This window comes from Rhodobacteraceae bacterium S2214 (genome assembly GCA_025141675.1).
In the GTDB taxonomy this organism is placed as follows: Bacteria; Pseudomonadota; Alphaproteobacteria; order Rhodobacterales; family Rhodobacteraceae; genus Yoonia.
Map to the genome: position 1 here is coordinate 113,996 of CP081161.1, position 24,781 is coordinate 138,776.

25 protein-coding genes are annotated in these 24,781 nt (G+C 56.6%); 7 read left to right on the top strand and 18 right to left on the bottom strand.

Annotated elements, in window-relative coordinates:
• Nucleotides 1–4 precede the first annotated feature (4 nt).
• Together K3729_00530 and K3729_00535 are read right to left on the bottom strand one after the other, a co-directional pair.
• A complete protein-coding gene (locus K3729_00530) occupies nt 5–790 on the bottom strand; it encodes a hypothetical protein (protein UWQ99321.1) in 786 nt (261 codons plus the stop codon).
• Between the two features lie 57 nt (nt 791–847).
• On the bottom strand, nt 848–2,536 hold the full coding sequence (locus K3729_00535; protein ID UWQ99322.1) for a glycosyltransferase family 4 protein: 1,689 nt from the start codon (nt 2,534–2,536) through the stop codon (nt 848–850).
• A 144-nt stretch (nt 2,537–2,680) separates the two neighbouring features.
• Between K3729_00535 and chlG the strand changes: the two genes are divergently transcribed.
• The 5 genes from chlG to K3729_00560 all read left to right on the top strand — a co-directional run bounded on the left by chlG (nt 2,681) and on the right by K3729_00560 (nt 7,754).
• Nucleotides 2,681–3,586 (top strand): chlorophyll synthase ChlG, encoded by a 906-nt coding sequence (gene chlG, locus K3729_00540; protein UWQ99323.1) that lies wholly within the window; start codon nt 2,681–2,683, stop codon nt 3,584–3,586.
• Nucleotide 3,587: 1 nt separating this feature from the next.
• The gene (locus K3729_00545; protein UWQ99324.1) at nt 3,588–4,868 is read left to right on the top strand and encodes a BCD family MFS transporter; all 1,281 of its coding nucleotides are present in this window, start codon (nt 3,588–3,590) and stop codon (nt 4,866–4,868) included.
• A gap of 2 nt (nt 4,869–4,870) precedes the next feature.
• Nucleotides 4,871–6,052 carry a geranylgeranyl diphosphate reductase gene (locus tag K3729_00550; protein UWQ99325.1) on the top strand — a complete coding sequence of 394 codons (1,182 nt, stop codon included), beginning with the start codon at nt 4,871–4,873 and terminating at the stop codon, nt 6,050–6,052.
• The gene (idi, locus tag K3729_00555) at nt 6,049–6,582 is read left to right on the top strand and encodes an isopentenyl-diphosphate Delta-isomerase (GenBank protein UWQ99326.1); all 534 of its coding nucleotides are present in this window, start codon (nt 6,049–6,051) and stop codon (nt 6,580–6,582) included. Before K3729_00550 ends, idi begins: the two co-directional genes overlap by 4 nt.
• Before the next feature lie 68 nt (nt 6,583–6,650).
• Nucleotides 6,651–7,754 (top strand): hypothetical protein, encoded by a 1,104-nt coding sequence (locus K3729_00560; protein ID UWQ99327.1) that lies wholly within the window; start codon nt 6,651–6,653, stop codon nt 7,752–7,754.
• Here the strand turns inward: K3729_00560 and dxs are convergent.
• The 14 genes from dxs to K3729_00630 all read right to left on the bottom strand — a co-directional run bounded on the left by dxs (nt 7,747) and on the right by K3729_00630 (nt 19,907).
• Nucleotides 7,747–9,669 (bottom strand): 1-deoxy-D-xylulose-5-phosphate synthase, encoded by a 1,923-nt coding sequence (gene dxs / locus K3729_00565; protein UWQ99328.1) that lies wholly within the window; start codon nt 9,667–9,669, stop codon nt 7,747–7,749. The two genes, K3729_00560 and dxs, sit on opposite strands and share 8 nt — an antisense overlap.
• Nucleotides 9,670–9,856: 187 nt before the next feature.
• On the bottom strand, nt 9,857–10,093 hold the full coding sequence (gene pufX, locus K3729_00570; protein UWQ99329.1) for an RC-LH1 core complex protein PufX: 237 nt from the start codon (nt 10,091–10,093) through the stop codon (nt 9,857–9,859).
• A gap of 11 nt (nt 10,094–10,104) precedes the next feature.
• Nucleotides 10,105–11,031: a photosynthetic reaction center subunit M gene (gene pufM, locus K3729_00575; GenBank protein UWQ99330.1), complete on the bottom strand. Its 927-nt coding sequence runs from the start codon at nt 11,029–11,031 to the stop codon at nt 10,105–10,107.
• Nucleotides 11,024–11,872: a photosynthetic reaction center subunit L gene (gene pufL / locus K3729_00580; protein ID UWQ99331.1), complete on the bottom strand. Its 849-nt coding sequence runs from the start codon at nt 11,870–11,872 to the stop codon at nt 11,024–11,026. Before pufL ends, pufM begins: the two co-directional genes overlap by 8 nt.
• Before the next feature lie 128 nt (nt 11,873–12,000).
• Complete coding sequence (locus tag K3729_00585; protein UWQ99332.1) at nt 12,001–12,165, bottom strand: light-harvesting protein; 165 nt, start codon at nt 12,163–12,165, stop codon at nt 12,001–12,003.
• A 12-nt stretch (nt 12,166–12,177) separates the two neighbouring features.
• Nucleotides 12,178–12,336 carry a light-harvesting protein gene (locus tag K3729_00590; GenBank protein ID UWQ99333.1) on the bottom strand — a complete coding sequence of 53 codons (159 nt, stop codon included), beginning with the start codon at nt 12,334–12,336 and terminating at the stop codon, nt 12,178–12,180.
• Between the two features lie 122 nt (nt 12,337–12,458).
• A complete protein-coding gene (locus tag K3729_00595; GenBank protein ID UWQ99334.1) occupies nt 12,459–12,683 on the bottom strand; it encodes a protein pufQ in 225 nt (74 codons plus the stop codon).
• Nucleotides 12,680–14,140, bottom strand: coding sequence for a chlorophyllide a reductase subunit Z (bchZ, locus tag K3729_00600; protein UWQ99335.1), 1,461 nt, complete (start codon nt 14,138–14,140; stop codon nt 12,680–12,682). The genes K3729_00595 and bchZ overlap by 4 nt, the downstream gene beginning before the upstream one ends.
• Nucleotides 14,140–15,723 (bottom strand): chlorophyllide a reductase subunit Y, encoded by a 1,584-nt coding sequence (gene bchY, locus K3729_00605; GenBank protein UWQ99336.1) that lies wholly within the window; start codon nt 15,721–15,723, stop codon nt 14,140–14,142. Before bchY ends, bchZ begins: the two co-directional genes overlap by 1 nt.
• Entirely contained in the window at nt 15,713–15,859 is a 147-nt protein-coding gene (locus K3729_00610; protein ID UWQ99337.1) for a hypothetical protein, read from the bottom strand. Before K3729_00610 ends, bchY begins: the two co-directional genes overlap by 11 nt.
• Entirely contained in the window at nt 15,846–16,847 is a 1,002-nt protein-coding gene (locus tag K3729_00615; protein ID UWR00887.1) for a chlorophyllide a reductase iron protein subunit X, read from the bottom strand. Before K3729_00615 ends, K3729_00610 begins: the two co-directional genes overlap by 14 nt.
• A complete protein-coding gene (bchC, locus tag K3729_00620; protein UWQ99338.1) occupies nt 16,844–17,782 on the bottom strand; it encodes a chlorophyll synthesis pathway protein BchC in 939 nt (312 codons plus the stop codon). The genes K3729_00615 and bchC overlap by 4 nt, the downstream gene beginning before the upstream one ends.
• A 104-nt stretch (nt 17,783–17,886) precedes the next feature.
• Nucleotides 17,887–19,029, bottom strand: coding sequence for a methyltransferase domain-containing protein (locus tag K3729_00625; GenBank protein ID UWQ99339.1), 1,143 nt, complete (start codon nt 19,027–19,029; stop codon nt 17,887–17,889).
• Nucleotides 19,029–19,907 (bottom strand): polyprenyl synthetase family protein, encoded by an 879-nt coding sequence (locus K3729_00630; GenBank protein UWQ99340.1) that lies wholly within the window; start codon nt 19,905–19,907, stop codon nt 19,029–19,031. Before K3729_00630 ends, K3729_00625 begins: the two co-directional genes overlap by 1 nt.
• A 94-nt stretch (nt 19,908–20,001) precedes the next feature.
• Here K3729_00630 and crtI point away from each other — a divergent pair, with 94 nt between their 5' ends.
• On the top strand, nt 20,002–21,507 hold the full coding sequence (gene crtI, locus K3729_00635) for a phytoene desaturase (GenBank protein ID UWQ99341.1): 1,506 nt from the start codon (nt 20,002–20,004) through the stop codon (nt 21,505–21,507).
• A complete protein-coding gene (locus tag K3729_00640; GenBank protein UWR00888.1) occupies nt 21,504–22,373 on the top strand; it encodes a carotenoid 1,2-hydratase in 870 nt (289 codons plus the stop codon). The genes crtI and K3729_00640 overlap by 4 nt, the downstream gene beginning before the upstream one ends.
• Before the next feature lie 75 nt (nt 22,374–22,448).
• Here the strand turns inward: K3729_00640 and K3729_00645 are convergent, their stop codons facing one another.
• Complete coding sequence (locus K3729_00645; protein UWQ99342.1) at nt 22,449–23,087, bottom strand: ATP-binding cassette domain-containing protein; 639 nt, start codon at nt 23,085–23,087, stop codon at nt 22,449–22,451.
• Nucleotides 23,080–24,774 carry an ABC transporter permease subunit gene (locus tag K3729_00650; protein UWQ99343.1) on the bottom strand — a complete coding sequence of 565 codons (1,695 nt, stop codon included), beginning with the start codon at nt 24,772–24,774 and terminating at the stop codon, nt 23,080–23,082. Before K3729_00650 ends, K3729_00645 begins: the two co-directional genes overlap by 8 nt.
• Nucleotides 24,775–24,781 lie beyond the last annotated feature (7 nt).

A 24,781-nucleotide genomic window follows, 5' to 3' on the forward strand; every position in this document is an offset into this window, starting at 1 on the left:
TTGCTTAACCGCCCGACTTGCGTTTGATGGGCTTCACGAGCGTTTCAGGGCGTCGCGCCTCTGCCGCTTCGAACAGCGAAAACGTCTGGTTCACGTAATTCACCGCACCCGAAATCAGTTCCATGTAGTCGGTGAGTTCTGGAGTGACTTCGACCTCTGACACGACAACGCTGCGGTCCTGCGGCATCGTTTCAAAAGTAGCGTAAAACAACGGATCACCGCGGTTGATTTTGATCGGTTTGCTGGTGTCGTGCCATTCAAACGCCCACATCAGCGGACGCGGCCAGACATTTATCGGGAACCGCCCACCGAAGATCGTGCCGGGTAGCGGTTCTTTGGCGTAATGCATGAACGGCGCAACCTGCGACATGTAAACCGGTTCATCCGCGATAAAGACGTAGGGCAATTCCAACTGGATTGACGGCACGCCGGGGTAACGCCATTCGACTTCATTCGTGATGTGCAGCTTTTGGCCAAGTTTGCTGGCCCGCACGGCGCTTGCTTCGCCAGACAGATTACGCAGCACAGGTTTGCCGTCTTTGTCGCGCGCAAAACCGATGTTGATGTCGAAGGGACATTTGACCGCGAAATACCGGCTTTCCAGATTGATCACAGCCGGACAACGCGACGCGGATTTCGCGTGCTTCTTGTTCACGTCGGCGGATCGGACACGGGTCGGCGGATCGTAAATGATGCCGCCCTTTTGAGTGGTCAGAAACCACCCGACCTGCACAGGTCCAGACCCCGGTTCTGTTCCGCGAGTATTTTCAAAATTCACTGACAACTGCATGTGCTGTCCCTTTTACTGCTCTTCAATGCTACTTTTTGCAGCTTAGACGGGTGGGTATCACCCAATTCGGGCGTTATTTTGTTCTAAGCCGTCAATGGTAAGGAAATCGTATTTCGCCAGAAACAAAAGCGTTCCAAGCGTCGCGGGCAACGAAACACCCGCCTGTAGCGCCACCTGAGCCGCATCAGTTGTCTCCGCCTGCGCCACCAGTTCCGCAATCCGCAGGGTTTGGACATCGGGGAGCAAACGTCGGCGGTACAGATGACGCCCGTTCAAGCTATCCAGCAAATGCAAAGTCTCGGCGGTCAATGGTTTGCGATGGGTGACCGTGACGGTCGGCTGCGCCGATTGTGTTGGATAACTGGCGTAAAGCGCGAATGGATCAATCTCTGTTGGATTGGTGGATCGCGTGCCTGCATCGTCAGCGCCCGCAGCCCCGCGCATTTGCGCCAGTTCGTCGGCGAGTTCTTGGTAGCGCGGCACAACATTTGTCCAATCCAGATTTGATCGCACATGCCTTACCCCTGCTTGTCCCATCCGCTGCCGTAAATCCGGGTTCAGGATCAATGCGGTCAATGCCGTCACATAGGAACGCATATCGATAACCGTCTGTTGTTCGATCATCATCAGATATTGCAAGTATCCATCGGTGCCATTCGCGAAACGCCGTGCGATATCACGGCCAATCCCGCTGGCCGGAGCCATCATCGTCGGGATCAGAAATCCGGTTTCACCGTCCACCACCGTGTCGCGGAACCCGTCCCAATCTGGCATCACCACGGGCAGACCAGCGGCCATCGCTTCGACAGGAACGAGGCCAAAGGTTTCTTGGATGTTATCAACAGGCAGCGTGAAGATGTCCGCACCGGACCAGATCGTCCGACGAATGTCCGCATCGCGGCCATCAATGATGTGCACCGTGACGGACGGACAAAAGGCAGCCGCACCATCCACGTGCAATTGGTGTTCATCCGGCGTGCTGGCCCAGCCGACAAGCCAGAACTGGATGTCCTTGCCCGTCGTCTGCGCGATCTCTTCCAAGGCCATGAATAACGGGATCGGGTTCGCCTTTTCCACGACTGTCAGGCGGCCCATCGACATGACGACGACGGTGTCTTCGGTTGCACCGTACGTATCGCGGAGCGTTGCCCTTGCGTCAGGTTCATTTGCAAAATCCGCCGCATGAATGCCCAGCGGGATCACTGGCAACTGTGGGACTGTCACGCGCGACGCGCCAAAATGCGCTTTGATGTAATCGACCTGCTGATCCAATTGCGTTTGCACCACTGATTGCACGGCACGCGATGTGCAAATCAGCGCATCCCACGGTTTGATCGGCTGCAACATCAGATGAAACAGGCTGTCCATCACCCGCTTGGTCGACACCGTATGCGTGATCCCCACGAGCGAACAGGCCGATACATCCAGATGTTGCCTGCGCCACGCCGCATCAAGATAGCCCGGACCCGGAAAAAAGACGGTGCCAAAACGGGCAAAGTCATCGCGTCCGCGTAACGTCAGCCCGTCAATATCGCTTTGCGACCCCATATTGCGTGCGACGGTCTGAAACGTTTCAATATCGCGTTTCGTTTGCGCCAAAACACGCACCGGATTGTCAGCCGCATGATCAAGGTAGCCGCGCAGAAACGATTGTCCCGCAGATCGGCGACCAACAAGGTCGCGCCCATCGCCTTCGATCGCATCCGCATGGAAGAAAAACGCAGTCGGTGATGTAGAACGAGACATGACAAAACCTAAAACAGTGACGTCCCACTGTGTCCACAAATCGCTTTGCGATCAAGCAGGCTGGACCAAGGACGCGTTGCGGGCGACATGTGTAAACTTCAATTTACACTTGCATAGACTCAATATGTCCACTTTAATTGACACATGAGCGTCACAACCACCTTACAGATCTCGCCCACACGGCGATACCCGCAGCCCCGCGCGGTGTTGCAACTGATCAAACCCGTCACATGGTTTCCGCCTATGTGGGCTTACCTGTGCGGTGTTGTGTCCGCAGGCGCGGTTCCTTCGGGGCATTGGGGTCTGGTAATCTTGGGCATTGTGCTTGCTGGTCCAATCGTGTGCGGCATGTCCCAAGCCGCGAATGATTGGTGCGACCGTTTCGTGGACGCGATCAATGAACCGGATCGCCCCATTCCGTCCGGACGCATCCCCGGAACGTGGGGCCTGTGGATCGCCCTTTTTATGACGGTTCTATCACTTTGGGTCGGGTCACTCCTGGGGCCTTGGGGGTTTGGCGCAACGATCCTCGCGGTTATCGCTGCATGGGCATATTCCGCAGAGCCTATTCGGGCGAAGAAGTCCGGCGTCTGGGGCCCCGGATTGTGCGGGCTTGCCTACGAAACGTTGCCTTGGGTCACGGGGGCTGCGGTTATGTCCGCTGGTGCCCCAAGCGGGCCGGTACTGCTGATCGCACTGCTCTACGGGATCGGCGCGCATGGGATCATGACGCTGAACGATTTCAAGGCCATTCGCGGCGATCGCCAGATGGGTCTTTCATCGCTGCCTGTGATGTTGGGCGCAGACAAAGCTGCGCGGATCGCCTGTATCGTTATGGTCGCGCCCCAAGTCGCTGTGATCGCGTTGCTGATCATCTGGGATCAACCGTTCCACGCGCTTGGTGTCGTCGCCATGCTGGGCATTCAAATAGGTGCCATGCAGGTGCTGCTGCGCGACCCTGAAGGGCGAACCCCTTGGTATCAAGGCATGGGAATTCTCTTTTACATCAGCGGCATGATGATCGCCGCCTTTGCACTGCGGGGCATTTAGAATGACATTATCATGGCTTCAGATTGTAAGACTTGGCATCGTGCAAATGGCGCTTGGGTCGATTGTTGTGTTGACCACATCCACGCTGAACCGATTGATGGTTGTCGAGCTATCGCTGCCTGCCGTTTTGCCCGGTTTACTGGTTGCGCTGCATTACGGCATCCAAATGACGCGACCTAAATGGGGGTTCGCATCGGACGCAGGCGGACACCGCACGCAATGGATCATTGGCGGGATGGTTGCTTTGGCCGCAGGCGCAATGCTCGCAGCAGTTGGCGTGTTAGTATTGGCCACATCTTTTGCATTTGGGATGGCGCTTTCGATCGTTGCCTACGCATTGATCGGGCTTGGCGTTGGTGCATCGGGCACATCGCTTTTGGCGCTATTGGCGACGACGACTGCACCCATGCGTAGGGCGGCAGCCGCGACAATTACATGGCTCATGATGATCTTTGGAATCGCCGTGACGGCAGGCGTCGTCGGCACTCTGCTCGATCCATACACGCCCGCACTTTTGCTGAAAATCGTGGGCGTTGTAGTGACCGGAGCAGTCGTAATCACCATGCTCGCCGTTTGGGGCATCGAAAGAAGGCTTGCGATTGTGCGCACGCCTGACGCAACCCCGTTTTGGGATGGCATGCGCGACGTTTGGTCGGAACCAAAAGCCCGAAACTTCACATTGTTCGTCTTTCTGTCGATGACCGCATATTTCATGCAAGAACTGATCCTCGAACCCTATGCTGGTTTGGTTTTTGCCTTCACGCCGGGTGAATCGACGTCCTTGTCAGGGGCGCAGAACGGCGGCGTTTTCATCGGGATGCTGACAGTCGGGATCATTGCAACGGGGTTCAAACGCGGATCATTGCGCAATTGGGTCATGGCGGGCTGTATGGGATCGGCCGCAGCATTAGCCGTGATCACCTTGCTTGGCCCTATCGGGCCGGGTGCGCCGTTGATGCCAGCGGTCGTAACGCTCGGGTTCTTTAACGGCATGTTCGCGGTCTCGGCCATTGGGTCGATGATGGCACTGGCAGGCGAAGGCCACACACAACGCGAAGGCACCCGCATGGGTCTTTGGGGGGCGGCACAGGCTGTCGCCGCCGGATTTGGCGGCCTGATTGGTGCGGCGATGGTCGATTTGTTGCGCCTTGCAACGACAGACGCCCAAGCGTTTGGATTCGTTTTCATATTTGAAGGCGCATTGTTCATCGCGGCCACATTGATGGCTGCAAAAATTATGGACCGCAACCCGCCACGGGCTGCAATGGTTCCGGGGGAATAATCATGACATATGACGTTGTTGTTGTTGGCGGTGGCCCGTCTGGTGCGACCGCAGCTGAAGACCTTGCACGGTCTGGGCACAAGGTCGCGATGATTGATCGTGATGGACGGATCAAACCGTGTGGCGGGGCAATCCCACCACGCCTAATCGCTGATTTCTTTATCCCAGACGACATGATCGTCGCCAAAGTGAATACGGCTCGCATGATTTCCCCGACGCAACGCCACGTCGATATCCCAATTGAAAACGGCTTTGTAGGGATGGTGGATCGCGAAAGTTTTGACCCCTTTCTGCGCAAACGCGCGGTCGCCGCTGGCGTGCATCCTTACACGGGAACATTTACAAAAATTGAACGTGATGCGGAGGGTACGCATGTTCTGTTCCGCGACAAAATCAGCGGCAATACCACGAAACTAACAACCAAACTTGTCATTGGCGCGGATGGCGCGCGGTCCAATGTAGCCAAAGCCGAAGTCCCCGGCGGTGACAAAATCCCTTATGTCATTGCCTACCACGAGATTATTGAAGCACCGAAAAAGACAGCAACATACGATCCGGAGCGCTGCGATGTGATCTATGATGGCGCGATTTCGCCTGACTTTTACGGCTGGATATTCCCGCACGGTGGGCAGGCCAGCATCGGAATGGGGTCAATGATCAAGTCTGTTGACGTGAAAGTTGCAACCGCATCCTTGCGCGAAACCGCCGGACTGACGGACTGCAAAACCATCCGCAAAGAAGGCGCGCCGATCCCTTTGAAACCCTTGGAACGGTGGGACAATGGCAAGGATGTTGTGCTCGCTGGCGATGCCGCCGGTGTTGTCGCGCCTTCATCTGGCGAAGGCATTTATTACGCTATGGTCGGGGGACGTGTTGCGGCGACGGCTGCTGCGGCCAGCCTGGCGTCCGGACGCGTCAAAGACCTGCAACTGGCGCGGAAGTTGTTCATGCGCGAACATAAGCAAGTGTTCAGGGTTTTGGGTGCGATGCAAAATGCGTATTATCGTTCCGACGAACGCCGCGAACGTTTTGTGTCCCTGTGTCATGATGTCGACGTGCAAAAGCTGACCTTTGAGGCTTATATGAACAAGAAGCTTGTGAAGGCCCGCCCAATGGCCCATTTAAAAATCGGACTGAAAAACTTGGCACATCTCTCTGGACTGGTTTCCGTACTGCGCACATGACGATCATGATCCCGGCCTGGGTAAACGGCACATTGACGCCTGTTGAAAAGCTGGACGCACATGTGCGCGGGCTAAAGCATAAGGCCGTGAGTGTGTTTGTCATGAACCAAGGGCGCGTTCTGATCCAGCAGCGCGCAATGCACAAATACCATACGCCGGGCCTGTGGGCGAATACGTGTTGCACCCATCCGGATTGGGACGAAAACGACGCCGATTGCGCCGTGCGTCGTCTGGACGAAGAGCTTGGTATTAAGGGTCTATTTCCGGTTTACAAAGACACCATCGAATACCGTGCGGATGTCGGTGACGGCCTCATCGAACACGAAGTCGTGGCGGTATTCGTGGCTGAAGCACAGTCGGATTTGAACATTGCGCCGAACCCGGATGAAGTCATGGCGACGCGTTGGGTTGATATCTACGATCTAGCCGCAGAGGTCGAACGGCATCCCGATAAATATACGCCATGGCTGCGGATCTATTTAGCAGATCATATGTCGCTTATTTTCGGCGATATGGCGCGTGTCGGTTAGGCCGTTAACGCCACCTTATGGTTTCAAAAGGATTATCACCAAAATTGTCCTAATTCAGGTGATTCCCCGTGCCAAGAATATCTAACGACATCCTTCTTTACGCGCTGCTCTATTCCGTTCTAGCATCTGTGGTTTCGACCGCTTTGACTCAATTTGACGCCCTGACGGACGCTACGACGTTGGATTGGCTTCAGATCGGTATGGCGGCTGCGATGCCATTTCTGGTTGCTATAGCAACTGTTTGGGCAGGCCAGGCGCAGTCAGATAAGATTGCGCCTGATCAACCTGAAACATTGATACTCAAGCCTGAATTTGCTGTGCCCGCACCCCCAGCTGAACCCGAACCGACCTTTGATTTCGCCAATGCACAGGCGACAATTTCAGAGATTAAAAGCAATGCCTTGCGCGTGAACACATCATCGACTGAACGGGTGCAATTCATTGATGATCTCATTCAGAGGTGCGCAAAAATAAATGACGATGTGAGCCATCTTAGCGCAGATGCGGACAACACTTCGTCCGCAATTCAAACCGTACAGACCAATGCACATCAGGTAACAACCAGCATCAGCGATCTGCGCCAAGACACCGCAAATGTTGTTGAAGACGTGACCAAGTTTATTGCAATCGCGCGTGATTTTTCGGCTCAGTTTGCGTCTGTAAAGGACGCAACCGCAGCACTGAACGAATTGGGTATGAAGGTGCGCCTCTTGTCGCTGAACGCATCTGTTGAAGCAGCACGCGCAGGTGATGCCGGAAGGGGTTTTAGCGTTATCGCTGAAGAAGTACGTGCGCTGGCTGAACAATCGAACATCGACACCGCAACGATTGCGAATGTCTTGGGGACATTAGAAGATACGCTTGAAAGACTAACCAGTCAGGTGAGCAGCGTGGAAACCCGACTGCGGCAGGCATATTCACAGACCGATAGCAGCGTTCTAGTCGCGGAAGGCGCTGAACAGGAAATCAACGGGCTTGGCCAACAGTTATCCAGCTTCCGCGCCAACATTGCTGCCCAGCTTCCCAACTTTGCGTCGTTGACGCGCGATGTCAGTCAAATCAAAGCCAATACCGAAGCAGCCGTCACCGGATCTGCGCATAACATCGCACTTTGCGAAGACGCATTGCGATATTTGGCACCCACTGACTTCACTTTTCGGAAAGCTAGCTAGAAACCGACGCACGACCACGATGCGCCCGCTGCCCCATCGCTTGCAGCCCTGACGCAGCAATATCGACGGCAGCCAACCCTGCGTCGGCATACATCGCATCTGGCGCAGCTTGATCAATAAAGCGATCTGGCAAAGTCATGGTCCGCACTTGGCAACGCCCATCAAGAAACCCGTCATTGGCCAGCAGATGAAGGACCATCGCGCCAAACCCGCCTTTCGCGCCTTGTTCGACAGTCACCAGCGCCCGGTGTTGCCGCACTAAGTCGGTGATCATTTTATGATCCAACGGCTTTGCAAACCTCGCATCAGCAATTGTGACTGAATACCCTTGCGCCTCAATCATTCGTGCGGCCTTTTTGCTTTCACCGAGATGCGCCCCGAACGACAAAATCGCAACGTCTTCGCCCTGCTGCAAAATGCGCCCTTTGCCGATTTCAAGAACTTCGCCGCGTGCGGGCAAAGTGACACCTTCGCCTTCGCCACGCGGATATCGGAATGCAATAGGGCCGGTATCGTGGGCGGCCGCTGTCCGCACCATCGACATCAGTTCTGCTTCATCGCCAGCAGCCATGACCACCATGTTGGGCAAGGCAGTCAGATAGCCGATGTCAAAGGCACCCGCATGGGTCGGCCCATCCGCCCCGACCAATCCCGCCCGATCAATCGCAAAGCGTACGGGCAAATTTTGCAGCGCAACATCATGCACAACCTGATCGTATCCCCGTTGCAAAAAGGTGGAATAGATCGCGCAAAATGGTTTCAACCCGCTGGCAGCCATTCCCGCTGCAAAGGTCACCCCGTGCTGTTCGGCAATCCCGACATCAAAGACCCTTTTGGGGAATGAATTGGCCATGATATCAAGGCCGGTACCGGACGGCATTGCCGCAGTCACTGCCACAATTGTAGGATCATGCTGCGCCTCAACGGTTAATGCGCCTCCAAAAATCTTCGTATAACTTGGCGCATTAGGACGGGATTTCGCCTGCTGCCCAGTGCCAACATCAAATTTGGACACACCGTGGTATTTATCATTGCTGCTTTCTGCAGGCGCGTACCCCTTGCCTTTCACTGTACAGGCGTGAATCAAAACAGGGCCCGTTGCCCGTGTTTTGGCAGTCCGCAATACTTGCAACACTTGGTCCATATCATGGCCGTCTATTGGACCGATGTAAGAAAAACCAAGCTCTTCGAATAGCGTGCTTTGCCCGCCCGTCGCACCAGTGACCAACTGCCGTGCCCGTCGCGCGTGGTCACGGATTGGACCAGGAAGAGCGGCCTCAAACCCTTCGGCCATACGATGCATATCGCCCAAAGGTGATGCGTAGAGCGACGACATGTATTTCGACATCGCACCCACGGGTGGCGCGATCGACATCTCGTTATCGTTGAGAATGACAAACATGCGCCGCCCTTCAGAACCCGCGTTGTTCATCGCTTCATAGGCCATGCCTGCGCTGATTGATCCATCGCCGATGACCGCAATTGCGTCACCCGTCGGCATCCCCATATCCCGCCCGACAGTAAATCCAAGGGCGGCTGAAATTGAGGTCGAGGAATGCGCCGCGCCAAATGGATCATAGTCGCTTTCGGCGCGTTTTGTGAAACCAGACAGTCCGCCTTCTTGGCGCAGTGTCGTCATGCGGTCACGCCTGCCCGTCAGTATCTTATGGGGGTAACACTGATGCCCAACGTCCCAGACCAATTTGTCCCGCGGGGTATCAAACACCGCGTGGATCGCGACGGCCAATTCCACCACGCCCAATGACGATCCAAGATGGCCACCAGTTTGCGATACAGCTTCGATGACTTCGTTACGCACTTCGTCGGCGAGCGATTTCAAAGCGCTATCAGGCAACCCTTTCAGGTCAGCGGGGCCTGCGATTTTATCGAGGAACAGCGTCGGAAAACGGTTCATTGGAGCCACCTTTCGCAATGAAAAAGGCGCCGCACCAATAGAAACCTAAAGCTGCGACGCCAAGATCCTGTAGCCAACAGGAGGGAACTGAAAGGGTGTGGACCCTCTCAAGACGGACCGACCAGGGAGGGTGGCCCGACGGCGTAGGTCTCAGGCGGTGGCATCTGCGCCGCCCGCGACCAATGCTTTACGTGATCAGCAAGGGTGCCGTGGGCAGAGCAAGCGACCCTTGCAAGTTAGGATCAGGATTGAATTTGCTGTCTTCCGGCAAGACCTTGCTGATGCCAACCAAGACTGCGAACAACAACCAAAGTGCGAGGCAAAATACCAAGGCGTACCCCCCACCCTTGAGCATCAAAAAGGTGATGTCGGCTGTCAGTCGACTGCGCCCGTCCGTGCCAAGGATATCATTATCGTCGCTCATTGCGTTTCTCCTTAATTCACAGGGGCAAAGCCGTGGACTTGCGCCCAGACAAACCAGTTTTCAACAACCGTGCCGGACAGCAGAATGCCGATCCCGCCAGTCAATGGCGTCAGCACGGCGAACCACCAAGCCCAACGATGGATACCTTCCATCGTGGCGTTAAAGCCCATGGTCCAGCGCCAGAACAAAGCGGCCCTCTCAGACGCTGTTCCGCGATCCACGATCTGTTCGATTTCGCGTTCCCCACCAAAACGGCTGACCGCAAGGATCGTCGCGCCGTGCATCGCAAACAGCAGGGCTGATCCGTACAAGAACGCAATCGAAAGCGCGTGGAACGGATTGTAAAACAGGTTGCCGTGCGTGATGGAGAACAGGTTCGTCCAATCAAGGTGACTGAAGATGCCGTAAGGCACTGCCTCTGACCAACTGCCCATCATGATCGGCCGGATCAGGTTCAACACAAAGATCAACCACAAAAGGGCGGTAAAGGCCCAAGCAACGTGCATCCCCATGCCAAGGGCTGCGGCCCGATTGTACGTCCGGATCCACCATGTGCAGCAGCCGACGAGAAAGAAGAAGCTGGCGATCAGCCACCAACCGCCTTCGGCGAGGGGCGCAAACCCGAGACCATATTCAGGACCGGGCGGTTCGAGTGAAAAGTAGAACAGGTCGCGGGCAAAGACACCGGGGTGGTAACCCGCCTGCGCCCAGAAATTCATCCCGATGATGAAGAACCACGCCGCAAAAGATACGACCGCAACAAGCCCGTATGACCCAAGATGAACGGGACCCAATTGGGCATTTCCGAACCACCCAGCGATGGTGGAAAAGCCCGCACTTTTGGTCCGTTCTCTGTCGGTGGTTGCACCGCCAGAGACGCCCATTTCAGCAGGCCCTTGAACCTGAACTTGCGTGAAGATGTTCTGATACTCAGCCATTGATGCCGCCCTCCAGATTGACCCACCACGGCAGGTCGACATACCAATACCACCAGTCAGCCCACACATCGAACCAGACGGTGCCTGAAATCACGATGCAGACCGCCGACCAGAACCCAGCACTTAACGCGAGGAAAAGGCCAAGCCGGTGAATACCCAATGGCCCGATCGAATAGCCGATCAGATCGCGGAAATAGGTGTCTTCGTGATCAGGTGATTTAATCACTGTGCCCTTCGGCGTGTTCACAGCGGACAAGACCAGCGATCCATGCAGCGCCAACGCCACAGCCGTGATCCAGAAGAACGAGATCGCAATCATGTGGGCCGGATTGTAGTGAAAGTTGCCGTAGGCGTAGCCCACGTTGTTCACCCAATCAAGATGGCTGAAAATACCGTATGGGAACGCGTGCCCCCATGCGCCCAGCAACACCGGACGGATGACGACGAGTGTTACGTAGGCAAGGATTGCGACGCTAAATGCTAAAGGAACATGTATTCCCATGCCTAATTTGCGACAAATCTCAACTTCGCGCAACGCCCAGCTGCTAAAAGCGCCAACAGCGCAAATCGTAATCAACTGCCACAAGCCGCCTTCCAATAGCGGTGCGGCACCCAAACCGTATTCAAGCGGCGGCGGGTTAATTGATATCAACCACGGGTTCCACGTCGGGCCTTGGCTGGCCCCGTAAAAAATCAAAATCGTCCCAAGGACAGCGAAAAAGAACGTGGTGACCCCAAAGAAGCCCACGTAAAACGGGCCAACCCAGAAGTCGAACAGGTCCCCACCCAACAAGGTGCCGCCCTTGACGCGATACTTTCTCTCAAAACTGAGTTGCGCCATGTGTCTTACTCCATCCATGACAGGCCGCGCGGCCACGCCGGGCCTGTCCTGTCGCTCTCTTCATTGGTGTTTGCTACGGGCGGGCAGATGTTGTCCGCCCGCAGCTTTTTTGAAGGATCACGAGGCGCTTATTCAGCAGCTTCAACTGCGAATGCGCGCTCGAACCAATTTGTCTGGGGGTTGCTGAGCAGGACGAGATGAATCATCGCAGCTAGCAAGAATAGGAATACGCCCTGTGCCACGAACACGCGGCGCGGGTCGAATACCAACCAGATCTTATAGAACTGTGCCATCGATAGGTCTCCTTAACCCCAAGCAAACCAAGGGAGCTTGATGTACGTCAGAAAATGAGCGACGACCGCGACGATCGTGAAGATCGCGAAACCGCTCATATAGACTGAGTGCAGCTCCTGGGCCTGCTCGTCAGTGAGACCTGTGAAAGACAGGTCAGATTTGTCAGCCATGTTTTGTCTCCAAATATTGGTTCTGACACCGCGCACCCCCCGCGGCTGGGTTACGACAGGGGCTCATCCCCTGCCCTAATCCGCCGTACCGAGGGGGGACGACGAAACTATGCGCAGTGATCTCAGGCCGAGAAAATATGCGGCGTAATGATGCGGGCTTGGGTCCATGCCCGTGCGACTGGGCCTTTGTCCGGAAAGGCCATTTGACGCGCAGCGGTCAGCGTCCACGTCAAAGCCGACAGCGGCAATGTCGCCAGAAAGATGATGCCGAAATAGACGTAGTATTCACGCGTCGGCGGGGCCGTCTTTTCGCGCACCAGCGGCGCATCTGTGGTGAAATCGGTCATGATCGTCCTCCCGTTGAAGTCTGCAATGTCTCGACAGTTTCCAGAACCACGCGGTCGGCCCCTGCATCGAGAGCGGCCCGTTCAGCCGCATCACGCAGCGTTTTCGCTGCGGAAATTCGTGTGAGTATTGGATGCGATGCTACGATCTGATCCAACTTGGCCTGCGCATCTGCATCCCAAGGAAAATCGCGCCGCAAAGGCGTCAAAGTGGCATCCGTTTCGTCCATATCCGTGGCCAGCGGCAGGATATGGAACAGGCTGTCAAACAGCCCATTACAGACCTCTTGCAACAGATACGTCGCACCGCTGTAGCCCATGAAAGGCGTCCCAGTATGTCGCCGGATCGCCGCGCCGGGAAAACTGGCAGGTATGAAATTCGGCGCAGGCCCAAAGCCCGCTTTCATTTCTGCCATATACATTTTTTCGTTGATCGACCCTAAAACAACCAAGGGCCGCTTTGTGTGGATCAGATTGCGGACTTCGTCGTTGTTGGTCTTCTTGCCGCGACAGCGTGACACTGCAAACGCACAGGGAAACCCAAGATCGCCTTCAAGATAATTGCGGATGCCACGCGTGTAAGTTTCGGACGCGACGATGCCGAATTCAGCAGTCGCAAAGAAATCCTGCGTAACGGATCGCCACAAATCCCAGACGGGTTTGATCGTCGAATGCTTCTCACGCGCGATGAACGGTTCGGGGTCGAGGCCCGTAAGATCGCCCAAACTGCGCAGAAACTTCGTCGTTGAATCGATACCAAACGGTGCTTGCAGATAGGGTTTGCCCAACACTTCACACAGCCCGCGCCCGAATTCGCGGTACATGCAGATGTTGACGTCCGCATTCACCAGATTGCGCATTTCAGCCAGATGCGCACCCAGCGGCATGACCATGTTGATCTCGGCGCCGATGCCTTTGACCAGACGCCGTATCTCTGCCAAATCGGACGGCATATTGAATGTGCCATACATCGGCCCAAGGATATTCACGCGCGGCTTTGCGGCTTCGTCGCGCTTCTTTTCCGGCGGCATCCGACCCTTGGTCATGCCAAATTCCGTAAAGATCCACGTCATCGCACGATCCGCACATTCCCACTGATCTTCATCAATGGTGCGCGGCAAAAACCGTTGGATATTTGTGCCTTGCGGGGTGACCCCACCACCGATCATTTCTGCAATTGATCCTGTCACGACGACGGCGGGCAAAGCGGGATCAAGCACATCCCAAGCGCGTTTCATCGCTTCTTCGGTGCCTTCGCCCATCTCGGTTTCGCCAAGACCCGTTACAACAATCGGCAATTCGTGCGGCGGCAGGCCGTCGGTGTAATGCAAGACGGACGTCACAGGCAGATTTTCGCAGCCGACTGGGCCGTCGATTACCACTTGCAGGCCTTTGACGGCGCAAAATGCGTAAACAGCGCCCCAATATCCGCCCGCGCGATCATGATCGGTGACAAGCATCAGATCATCTCCTGCGCTTTGGCGACGCGGGCTGCTTTGTCGATCTTCTTTTGATGTGCGGCACGGAAATCAGGGCGCAAATTCGGACTGCCTGACCAAACGCCAGCTGTGTCGCCCGCGCCGACACCTTCAAAGAACGCCTTCATCTTGTTCAATTTCTCTGCGCCGTTGATGGCCGCGTTGACCACTTGCGCAAGCGACCCTGCCCCGGCAGGCCCCATCAAAGGACGCGCGGAAATCAAGTTCGTGAAGTAAAGCGACGGAATGGCGCGTTCTTTGGCGTGCTGGACGACAGGCGTTGTACCAATCGCAAGGTCGGGTTTAATCGCATCAACTGCAGCCAGATCATCCTCGAGCGACGCACGGAATTTCACGGTGACACCTTTGGCTTCAAGCCATGCTGCGTCATCAGCAGACCAAGGTGTTTTCGGGCAGGCCGTGCCGACATATGGCACTTGCGCGCCGCTTTCGATTAGCAGGCGGGCCACCAACAGTTCGGACCCTTCGTAACCGGACAGCGTGATTGTTCCGTTGATCTGGGCACCAGCCAATGCGCCTTTGATTGCAGGCAAAAACGCGTTCTGCGCGGTTGCGATTTGATCCGGTTTGATATTAAACGCGTCACCAATCCCCGCGAGCCACGCTGCCGTCCCGTCATGGCCGACAGGTGCGGACCCAACAATCGGGCGACCTGCCGCCTGAAATTCGCGGATCGACGCGGTGTAAAACGGATGGATCGCGGCAACTGCGCCGCAATCAAGTGCCGCATATAATTCACGCCATTCGCGTGTCGGCACGGTTGGACCAGCCGCAAGGCCCATCGGGGCCAACATCGCCCCAATCATCATAGGGTCCGCAGGGAACATTTCACCTAACAGGGCGACGGTCGGCCGATCAGATTTTCCGCCAACGGGCGCTTGGACCGGTCCTGCGCTAATTTCTTCACGTGCGTAGCTAAGCATGGCCCCAGCGAGGACATCTTTCGCTTCGGCGTGTGTGGGAATGCCGAAACCCGGCACATCAATGCCAACAATCCTGACGCCGTTGATTTCCTTAGGCAAAAGCCGCAATGGCACGCCAGACGCGGTTGGCACACATAGGTTCGTCACAACAATCGCGTCGTATTTGTCGGGATCGGCCATGTCGTGGACGCTGGCGCGAATGTCTTCGAACAACTTGCCCGTCACCAGTGTTTCCGAATTGAACGGTACATAACCCACGGACCGTCGCGCGCCATAAAAATGGGACACGAACGTCAGCCCATAAACGCAACACGCCGACCCGCTCAGCACTGTCGCCACACGTTTCATTCGCAGCCCAACGCGCAACGACCCAAAGGCAGGACACATGGATTGCGGTTGATCATGGGGGCCTTGCGGGTAGTCGCGGGCGAATTGGTCCAGCAATTCGGATTGACCGGCAGCGACTGCGGCAGCTTTCATCGTTGTAGCGCCAGCAGTGCATCCGCCTTGAAGGGCTGTGGTTTCATCGACGTTTGGCCGCCCGTCGTCAGCCGTGATCTGCACGTTTCCGGCGGCGTCATAGCCCACGTCATAACCTTGGATGTCTGTATCAGCTGTCATGGGCACGCTGTGTTTCTGGCCGATTTTCGGTTTCGCGATCATCTTGCTGCAGACGCGTCGCGATTTCAGGCATGGCTTGCAGCAACAACGCGTAGATGTTTGAGATATCTACATTTTCAGACTCAGACTTCATCATAGATGACCTCCAAGCTTTCTTTGGGTTTTGCGTTTTTACCGCGCATATCGACGTCAGTTGCTGGGATCAGTTGGTAATCCGCGCCGGTATCTTTGGCGTCGAAAAGGCCCAACAAACCGTCTTGATCCAGCGGCGTTGGCCGGACGGGCGGGGCTACGCCAACGGCCTCTGCCAGTCCTTCAAACATTTCACCCCATTGGCTTTGTTTGGTGCCAACGATTTGATAATTTGCTGATTTTTTACGAAGATCGTCGTCCTGCGGGATCGCCGCAAGAACGGGAATATCTACGGCTTTGGCAAATGCTTGCGCTTCGCCTGTTCCATCGTCCTTGTTAATAACAAGACCGGCAACCCCAACGTTACCTCCAAGCTTGCGGAAGTATTCGACTGCCGAACAGACATTGTTAGCAACATATAGCGATTGTAAATCATTAGAGCCTACAAGAATAACTTTCTGCGCCATATCGCGCGCAATCGGCAGACCGAAGCCGCCGCAAACAACGTCGCCCAGAAAATCGAGCAACACATAATCAAAGTCCCAATCGTGGAACCCCAGTTTTTCCAGCAGTTCGAACCCGTGGATGATCCCGCGACCACCACAACCGCGCCCGACTTCGGGCCCACCCAGTTCCATTGCAAAAACGCCACCGCGTTTGAAACAGACATCCCCGATCTTGACCTCTTCCCCCGCGATCTTCTTTTTCGCAGAGGTTTCGATGATCGTGGGGCAAGCTTTACCGCCGAAAAGCAGACTGGTCGTATCTGACTTGGGGTCACACCCGATCAGCAGCACGCGCTTGCCCATTTCAGCCATCATGTGTGACAGGTTCGCGAGCGTGAACGATTTGCCGATCCCGCCTTTGCCGTAGATTGCGATGATCTGCGTTTTTGAGGTTGGTTCGCCCTGCGGTACTTCCAACGACGGCTCCGCCGCTTCATCACGGAGCGCTTGGTCGTAGTCCTTCAGGTTCGGGATTTCATCCTTCATGCAGCGCTCCAATTCAAAATCATCTTCAGGCATGCGGGGTCCGTGAACGCCGTCGTGTAAGCGTCCGGCGCATTGGCAGCCGTGTCGGTGTGCGTGATCAGGTCATCAAGACGCAACGTCCCGCTTTCGACCAAAGCCTTCGTCGCGGCCATGTCGTCAGCGACCCATTCTGACGCGATCCGCAAACGCGCCTCTTTCATAAAGGCAGGCGGAAACGCAAAACTGATCGGGGCCGTATAGAAACCCGCCAGAACAATCTCACCGCCCTTCGCGATACGACCCATCAGGTCATTCAACAGGCTGGCATCACCGGAGGCATCGTAGATCGACCGGTAGTCGCGGCGCGCGTCATCTTCGGGGCGCACAACATCGTACCTATCCGCCCCATGCATGCGGGCCGGATCAATTTCCCAAACTATCGGGGCAGGCGCACCGGCGGCAACCGTCAAACGGGCCAAGAGCCGCCCCAAGACACCGTGCCCGACAATCAGGTCAGGAACGGCCTTTCCGTCACCAGCCATGGCATGTCGCGCAGTCGCGGCAAGCGCTAGCAACGCGCCAGCAGCCCCCAGACCGCGATCAATCCGCGTTACACGATCCGCATCGGTGACAAGCGTCGCCGCGGCAGCGCCAAACAGACCAAACGCACCTTCGTAACAACTGGCACCCGGCACAAACACATGTTCGCCCACCCGAAAACCGGAATCGCGACCCGCCTCGACGACCTCACCAGCCGCTTCGTAGCCCGGGATCAACGGGTACCCCATGCCCGGAAACGGCGGCATGTCACCTGACCAAAACAGTTTTTCAGTACCGGTAGAGATGCCAGAATGGCGTACGGCGACAACAATATCGGTCGCAGTTGGCGGCGTCATACCCACGACATCAAGATCAAGCTTGCCCGGTGCGTTTAAGATAACCGCCTGCGTTTCCAACTATTTCTCCCCGTCGCGGTGCGTGAATCACGATGCGACATTTTGTCTTTGTGTCAGTTTAGCCTGACACATCACTATGTCAATCATTATGGACATCGCTTGTGTCAGGCTGGCTTTACAGCGACGACAGCGGACGTGATGAAAGGACGCTTCGCACGGGGGATTTGGACATCTGTGAAACCTGCATCGGATAGTAACGCTGCGATTTCGGCAGACGACCGCGCGCGTCCTGTCCGCATCGCCATGCAATACAGCGCGAAATAGGCGTCTCCGGCCTTTTCCGGCTGTACCCCGCCCGTCATCGGTTCAGAAATCAGGAGCCGTCCTGCTGCCGGTAACGCCGCAAAAACCGCGCGTAAAAGCCGCCGAACTGTGTCGTCGTCGTGATCGTAAAGCACCCGCACCAGACTGATCATGTCGGCATCATCGGGCAAAGGATCGTCGCGAAATGACCCTGAAACGATGCGCGTGCGACCGGTCAAACCAAGCTTATCGAATCGATCCTGCGCAAAAGGCGCAACGGCAGGCAGGTCAAACAGCGTCAGGTTCATATCGCCATAGCGCGCGCCGACAGCCGACAAAAACGCGCCCGTTCCACCGCCAACATCCATCAAACGGCGCACCCCGTTAAGCGGAACAATGTCTAATGTGTCGGCGGCGACCAACGACTGGCTATCAGCCATCAATTCCGAATAGCGCGCGGTGACTGACGCATCCGTCGCACCATCTGCGCCGAACACGTAAGGCCAAAATGCGGCTAGTTCTGTTTCGGTTTCACCGCGAAAAAACGCAACTGGATCAGATAAATCACGGTAAAGGACATCATGATGGGCGATCATCCCCTGTAGACCAGGCACCCCAGCAAGCGCTGCCCCCCTGCTCGTCAAACCGATCAAGCCGTCGCGTCGTACCTTGACCAGCTTTAGCGCAGCAGCGCCGTTGATTAGGACAATCATCCGTTCAATCGGAACGTTGCAAGCACATGCCAGCGCATCGGCTGGCATTGGTTGTTCAAGCAGCAAATCAGGCAATTGAAATTTTACGACGGCCTGCAAAATCTGCGCATGACAAAACCCCGCGACGATATCAAACATCGCCTCGCCTTCGCGCCGCACCAACCGCCGCGTCAGCGGGAAACGCGCCGCCCATGTCTGGAATTTCGGGTTCGCCAGAAGACGCAACCAGCGGCTGGTCTTAGGTCCGCTCTGCGTGGTCACTTTATCGGCTGGAAATGCGGTGTCCGCCATTATTCGCCCGCAACACGCGGACGTCGTGCATCTGCAGGAACCAATCGATCCGCATAAGCGCGCACCATTTGAGCCAAGGCGGCTTCCCCCGGACAAGCGGGAATAGACGAAATTGCCCCGCCCAAAATGTTATCGAACCGTTGGATCGCACCTTGCACGCCGTAAACAGCAACAGCATTTGGACGCCCATGCAGATCATCCTGACCTGCGGGCTTGCCCAGCGTTGCCTCGTCACACAAGGCGTCCCGCAAATCGTCGGCGACCTGAAACGCCTCGCCGATACGCGCACCCAATTCTTCCCATGGTCCCGGTTCTTGTCCAGCGGCCACCGCCCCCATCTGCGTCGCCGCAATGAACAATGCACCTGTTTTTGCTTGGTGATAGGCGGAAAGATCAATCGTCGCTTCGCTTTCCCATCCCTGCCCCGCACAAATCCCAAAGGGCATTCCCGTTCGGGTGCCCAAGATATCGATCAGGCCTAAGGTGCGCTGTGGCACATCGCCTGCAGCGCGGGCCAAAATCTGAAACCCCATGACAATCAAACTATCGCCCGCCAAAACCGCTAGCGGTTCGGAAAACGCTTTGTGCAGTGCGGGTTTACCGCGCCGCATGTCCGCATCATCGAAGCAAGGCAGATCGTCGTGCACGAGGCTGGCGCAATGTATAAGTTCAAGCGCCACGCCAGCGGCATTTGTTAGCGCAGGCCTGTCGTCTCCACAGGCTAAAGCAACCGACGTCAGGATCGTTGGTCGAATGCGCGCACCACCCGGCGTGACCGCATAGTTCAGCGCAGCGGACAATTTGGCGGGCGCGACCCCGCCCTGCCCCGACCGAATAGCGTCTGCCATCGTCGCGTCGATCCGTTCCGCTATCTTCATGATACCCTCGTGTGTCACTTACGCATGACAGCGTATATGTAAACTAAACTGGACATATTGCCGCAACGAGTCAACACTCTGGACAGGAGCAGTCATGAAAACACCATCGGTCATCATCATAGGCGCGGGCATCGGCGGGTTAGCCGCAGCGCTGCGGTTGGCGCACGCGGGCTATGAGGTGACGGTGTTGGAAACCCACAGCGGACCGGGCGGGAAAATGCGGACGGTGCCGTCTGCCGCGGGGCCGATTGATGCGGGTCCAACCGTGTTGACGATGAAACATGTGTTCGAAGATCTGTTCGCGGATGTGGGCGAAACACTAAGCGACCACATCACGTTACAACCACTTGATACCTTGGCGCGCCACTATTGGGACGACGGTCAAACGCTTGACCTGATGGCAGATATCGACGCGTCAGCCGAGCAGATCAAACAAGCCTTCGGCATCCGCGCGCGCGAAGAATTTCTGACTTTTTCAGACCGCGCGAGGCGTCTGTTTTCGGCTTTTGACGCACCGATGATGCAGCATCCATCGCCGCAGTCGATTACTCTTGCGAAATGCGTCTTGCGACAACCGAAACTGGTGGCTGACATGGCCCCGCACCAGTCGTTGCATACATTGCTGCGCAACTCTTTCAGCGATCCGAAATTGGTGCAGCTCTTTGGCCGGTACGCCACATATGTCGGCGGATCACCGTTTCAGTCGCCAGCCATTCTTTCGCTGATCTGGCATGCGGAAGCCGCAGGGGTTTGGTCGGTCAAGGGTGGCATGCACCAGATCGCGCAGACAGTCGCGGCCCTAGCAGAGACGAAAGGCGCGACGTTTCATTACGACACACCAGCATTGCGGATCAGCCAACAAGGCGGAAGGGCCGCTGGCGTCGAGACCCCTACAGGGCGCATCTGTGCTGACGCTGTCATTTTCAACGGCGATCCCCGCGCTTTGCAAACGGGCCTGCTGGGCGACGCAATCACGTCAGCCGTGCCAGAAGTGTCCGTCGCACCAAGGAGCCTGTCGGCACATGTTCATACCTTTGCCGCGACCCCGAAAGGCTTACCTTTAGAGCATCACACGGTGTTTTTCGCACAGAAAGAACGCGCCGAATTTGAAGCCCTATCCGCCGGACGCACACCTGATGATGCGACCCTTTATCTGTGTTCGCAGGACCACCCCGAAACAGGTACGGGCCGTTTTGAGATTATTCGCAACGCACGCCCCGATCTGTCGCAATCGCCAAAGGAGATCGCAGAATGTCACGCGCAGACTTTCCAAAGGTTAAAGGCATTTGGCCTCACGTTCGATCACGCGCCACCAGTGGACGCGCTGACCACGCCACAAGACTTTGCGACGTTGTTTCCCGGCAGTCTGGGGTCCCTTTACGGGCGGTCCCCACACGGGATGATGGCGGCATTCAAACGTCCGACGGCGCGCACCCAGATCAAGGGGCTGTACCTGTGCGGCGGCGGGGCACATCCGGGGGCGGGGGTGCCGATGGCGACGCTCTCAGGGCGGCACGTGGCAGACGCGATCATGACCGACCTTACTTTGACCTCGCGGTTCCGCCAGACGGCTATGCATGGTGGTATGTCGACGGCATAAGCGCGTGCGGGACAAAGGCCGTATCCGTCATCGGCTTTATCGGGTCGGTATTTTCGCCGTGGTACAAATGGTCAGGGCGGCGTGACCCCGCGAACCACTGCTGCATCAACGTTGCGACCTATGGCAAGGGGGGGCGTTTCACCATGACGGACAGGGGGCGCGACGCGCTGCGCACGTCCGCTGACACGCTGCAAGTTGGCCCATCAGAGATGCACTGGGATGGTGATAAGCTGATCATTTCGATCAACGAGATCAGCAGCTTACCGCTTGTGTCACGCGTGCGAGGGACAATCACCGTAACACCCAAAGCGATCACATCGGTCGAATTAGCGCTGACCGAAGATGGCGCACATATCTGGCGGCCATTTGCGCCAGATAGCGACATATCAGTGGCGCTGGAAGCGGAGGGTTGGCAGTGGGACGGGCACGGGTATTTCGATGCGAACTTCGGGACACGTGCGCTTGAAACAGACTTTTCATTTTGGACATGGGGACGGTATCCGACTGCTGCCGGTGCGACCTGTATCTATGATGCACAACGGCGCGATGGCACTGTCATTGATACCGCAATTGCATTTGATCGAACGGGCGCTGCGCAGTTGATTGACGCACCGCCAGCAGTGCCATTCAAACGGTCACTTTGGCAGGTCAAACGCACAACGCGGGCCGACGTCGGCGTCGTGCCTAAACAAGTGCTGCCGATGCTAGATGCGCCATTCTATTCGCGGTCCGCCGTTCAAACCCAAATCAATGGCGAAGTCGTCACCGGCGTACACGAAGCGTTGGATTTGGACCGTTTTAGATCGCCGTTCCTGAAACCGATGTTGGCTTGTCGTGTTCCACGTCGGGCGGGTTGGGCGTGGTGAAACCTTCCCCGCGGGGAAAACGCCCGTTGCGGTTACAATGTGTTAACGCCCGAGGGACTGTATGCGGACCGAAATCTAGGTTGCTTCGAGAACGATGATGTCACCGCCTGCCGCCTGCGCGTCTTCTGCATCATGAGTGACCATCAAGATCGGCAGCGCCCGCGCCTTGGCCCGCGCGAACACCATCTCGCGCACCTGCGCGCGCAACGCAGTATCCAGCCGAGAGAACGGTTCATCAAGCAACAACGCACAGGGTTCGGAAAGCAGCATGCGCATCAATGCCACGCGTGCTTTTTGCCCACCTGAAAGCGTCGCGGGATCGCGATCTGCGAAACCGTCTAGGCCTACTTCTTGCAGCGCTTCATCCACCTTTGCGTTGCGCGCCAATTTGCTGCCGCCGGACGGTAATCCGAACGACAAATTCGCCCCGACAGAAAGATGTGGGAACAGCAAATCGTCTTGGAACAAAATACCGACGCGCCGCAGATGCGGTGGCGTTGCGGTGATATCTTTGCCGTTCAAAATGACCGCTCCGGTTGATTTAAAACCAGATGCCAGCGTACCGGTCACAAAAGCAAGCAACGTCGATTTTCCGACGCCAGAAGGACCCATGATCGTCAAAACTTCGCCTGGTGCGATGTGCCGCGACACGCCGACCAAGGGTTTGTTGTCCTTGTAGATCTGCACGTCCGACAGCGTCAAACCTTTATCCATGTCGTAATCCTTTTCGGTTCCGCCACACCAATGTCGGGATCAAAAGCGCCAATGCAAAAGGTACCAGTGCCGCACCTGTTTGCATCAATCCGTATGCCCCGATTGCACGCCGATCGCCCCCCGATGCAAGCGCCAGCGCTTCGGTCGTGAGTGTTGCAACACGCCCGCCGCCGATCAGCAATGTTGCCAGATATTGCCCCACTGACACCGCGATCCCGACTGCCATTGCCGTCAATATCGGGCGCAAAAGCATCGGTAGTCTGATCCGCCACAGAATACGGTCCGGACTGCTTCCCAAGGCTGCTGCGATGGTACCCATGCGTGGATCCCACGCGCGGAATGGATCAGCTAACGATAAGAAAACGTAGGGCAAAACAAAGATCAGGTGTGCCGCGATCACCGGCCAACGCCCGACGCTGGCCCCCACATTGAGGAACAATGTTTGCAGCCCCGGCAGGAAGGCGATTTGCGGAATGAGGAGCGGTAGATATAGCAGCCATGTGCCGATTTTGCCGAACTTGAGATTGTAACGGCATTCGGCCTCAAGACAGCCAATGGTGAGCGTGATGGCGATGAATGTCGTCGTGATTGCGATGATCGCCGTTTCGATCAGCGCGTCGGTTGTCCCCGGTCCATGTCGCATCCATGAACGCAACGTGAAGGTATCGGGAAGCGCGTTTGGAAAGCTCCATTGTGCGGCGAAAGACCATGTTGCGAGGATCGTAATGCCGAGTAGGATCATGAGGGCGGATGTCGTGCCTAGCACCATCGCGATGCCGCTGATCACGCGGTCTGCGCGACCGCGACCGCCCGCTGCGATCCAACGCCTGCCCAGTGCCGCTACCACCTTTTCACCGCACCACCAAAAGGCGAGCACGCCGATGACAAGACCAAGTTGCACAAGCGCGGCCGCGGCGGCCTGAAGACGCATGGCAAGGTCAGGGTCGGACATCCATTTGACGATTTGGACGGATAGCGTGGGCGGCGTATTCGGCCCCAAGATCACCGCGACATCCACGACGGACATTGCGTAGGCCAACACGACGTAGATCGGTAATTTGATTTGTGCATAGACCCGTGGGAACACCGTTTTCAGCCATCCGGTCATGCGGCTGTACCCCAAGGCCTGTGCGATGGTCACGGACCGCGCGGCGTCAGCTTGGCCCAGCGCCGCGAGGGTCATAAGCAACAGGAATGGCACCTCTTTTGTGATCATGCCGAGCGTCAGGGCCAGCCCCCATTCATCTTGCACGATCAATAGGTCGGGTGGGCGGTCCCAGCCTGTGAGCCAAGGCGAAAACAGACGCGCGATCCAGCCTGATGGCGCAATGAGAAACGCGAGACCGAAGGCCGCTGCCGCATGGGGCACGGAAAGAAGCGGTGACAGTAGACGTTCGAGCGCGCGGAAGGCCGGTGTGCCGGACCAACCTGCGGTGATGAGCATAACAATCAACAGCGATATCGCAGTTGCCAGCAGACCTGTCGTCACCGATAGCCGCGCGGCGTCTGCCAAGCCCGGCCAATCGAACAGGGCGCGGAACGCATTCAGGTTTGGACCCGTTTCACCTGCCGCTGGCAAGTGTCCGAATGCCGGTAAAACAGTTCCGTACAGACCCGCCAAAACCGGCCCAAGCATCGCCAATAGCGTCAGCGCGGGCAGGATTGGTAGAAAACGGCGGGACTTCATTTATGTA

Bases quoted from the DNA above. Each gene is read 5' to 3' on its own strand.
- K3729_00530 (UWQ99321.1), bottom strand. From the start codon at position 790: ATGCAGTTGTCAGTGAATTTTGAAAATACTCGCGGAACAGAACCGGGG.
- K3729_00535 (UWQ99322.1), bottom strand. From the start codon at position 2,536: ATGTCTCGTTCTACATCACCGACTGCGTTTTTCTTCCATGCGGATGCG.
- chlG (UWQ99323.1), top strand. From the start codon at position 2,681: ATGAGCGTCACAACCACCTTACAGATCTCGCCCACACGGCGATACCCG.
- K3729_00545 (UWQ99324.1), top strand. From the start codon at position 3,588: ATGACATTATCATGGCTTCAGATTGTAAGACTTGGCATCGTGCAAATG.
- K3729_00550 (UWQ99325.1), top strand. From the start codon at position 4,871: ATGACATATGACGTTGTTGTTGTTGGCGGTGGCCCGTCTGGTGCGACC.
- idi (UWQ99326.1), top strand. From the start codon at position 6,049: ATGACGATCATGATCCCGGCCTGGGTAAACGGCACATTGACGCCTGTT.
- dxs (UWQ99328.1), bottom strand. From the start codon at position 9,669: ATGAACCGTTTTCCGACGCTGTTCCTCGATAAAATCGCAGGCCCCGCT.
- pufX (UWQ99329.1), bottom strand. From the start codon at position 10,093: ATGAGCGACGATAATGATATCCTTGGCACGGACGGGCGCAGTCGACTG.
- pufM (UWQ99330.1), bottom strand. From the start codon at position 11,031: ATGGCTGAGTATCAGAACATCTTCACGCAAGTTCAGGTTCAAGGGCCT.
- pufL (UWQ99331.1), bottom strand. From the start codon at position 11,872: ATGGCGCAACTCAGTTTTGAGAGAAAGTATCGCGTCAAGGGCGGCACC.
- K3729_00585 (UWQ99332.1), bottom strand. From the start codon at position 12,165: ATGGCACAGTTCTATAAGATCTGGTTGGTATTCGACCCGCGCCGCGTG.
- K3729_00590 (UWQ99333.1), bottom strand. From the start codon at position 12,336: ATGGCTGACAAATCTGACCTGTCTTTCACAGGTCTCACTGACGAGCAG.
- K3729_00595 (UWQ99334.1), bottom strand. From the start codon at position 12,683: ATGACCGATTTCACCACAGATGCGCCGCTGGTGCGCGAAAAGACGGCC.
- bchZ (UWQ99335.1), bottom strand. From the start codon at position 14,140: ATGCTTGTCACCGATCATGATCGCGCGGGCGGATATTGGGGCGCTGTT.
- bchY (UWQ99336.1), bottom strand. From the start codon at position 15,723: ATGACAGCTGATACAGACATCCAAGGTTATGACGTGGGCTATGACGCC.
- K3729_00610 (UWQ99337.1), bottom strand. From the start codon at position 15,859: ATGATGAAGTCTGAGTCTGAAAATGTAGATATCTCAAACATCTACGCG.
- K3729_00615 (UWR00887.1), bottom strand. From the start codon at position 16,847: ATGAAGGATGAAATCCCGAACCTGAAGGACTACGACCAAGCGCTCCGT.
- K3729_00625 (UWQ99339.1), bottom strand. From the start codon at position 19,029: ATGGCGGACACCGCATTTCCAGCCGATAAAGTGACCACGCAGAGCGGA.
- K3729_00630 (UWQ99340.1), bottom strand. From the start codon at position 19,907: ATGAAGATAGCGGAACGGATCGACGCGACGATGGCAGACGCTATTCGG.
- crtI (UWQ99341.1), top strand. From the start codon at position 20,002: ATGAAAACACCATCGGTCATCATCATAGGCGCGGGCATCGGCGGGTTA.
- K3729_00645 (UWQ99342.1), bottom strand. From the start codon at position 23,087: ATGGATAAAGGTTTGACGCTGTCGGACGTGCAGATCTACAAGGACAAC.
- K3729_00650 (UWQ99343.1), bottom strand. From the start codon at position 24,774: ATGAAGTCCCGCCGTTTTCTACCAATCCTGCCCGCGCTGACGCTATTG.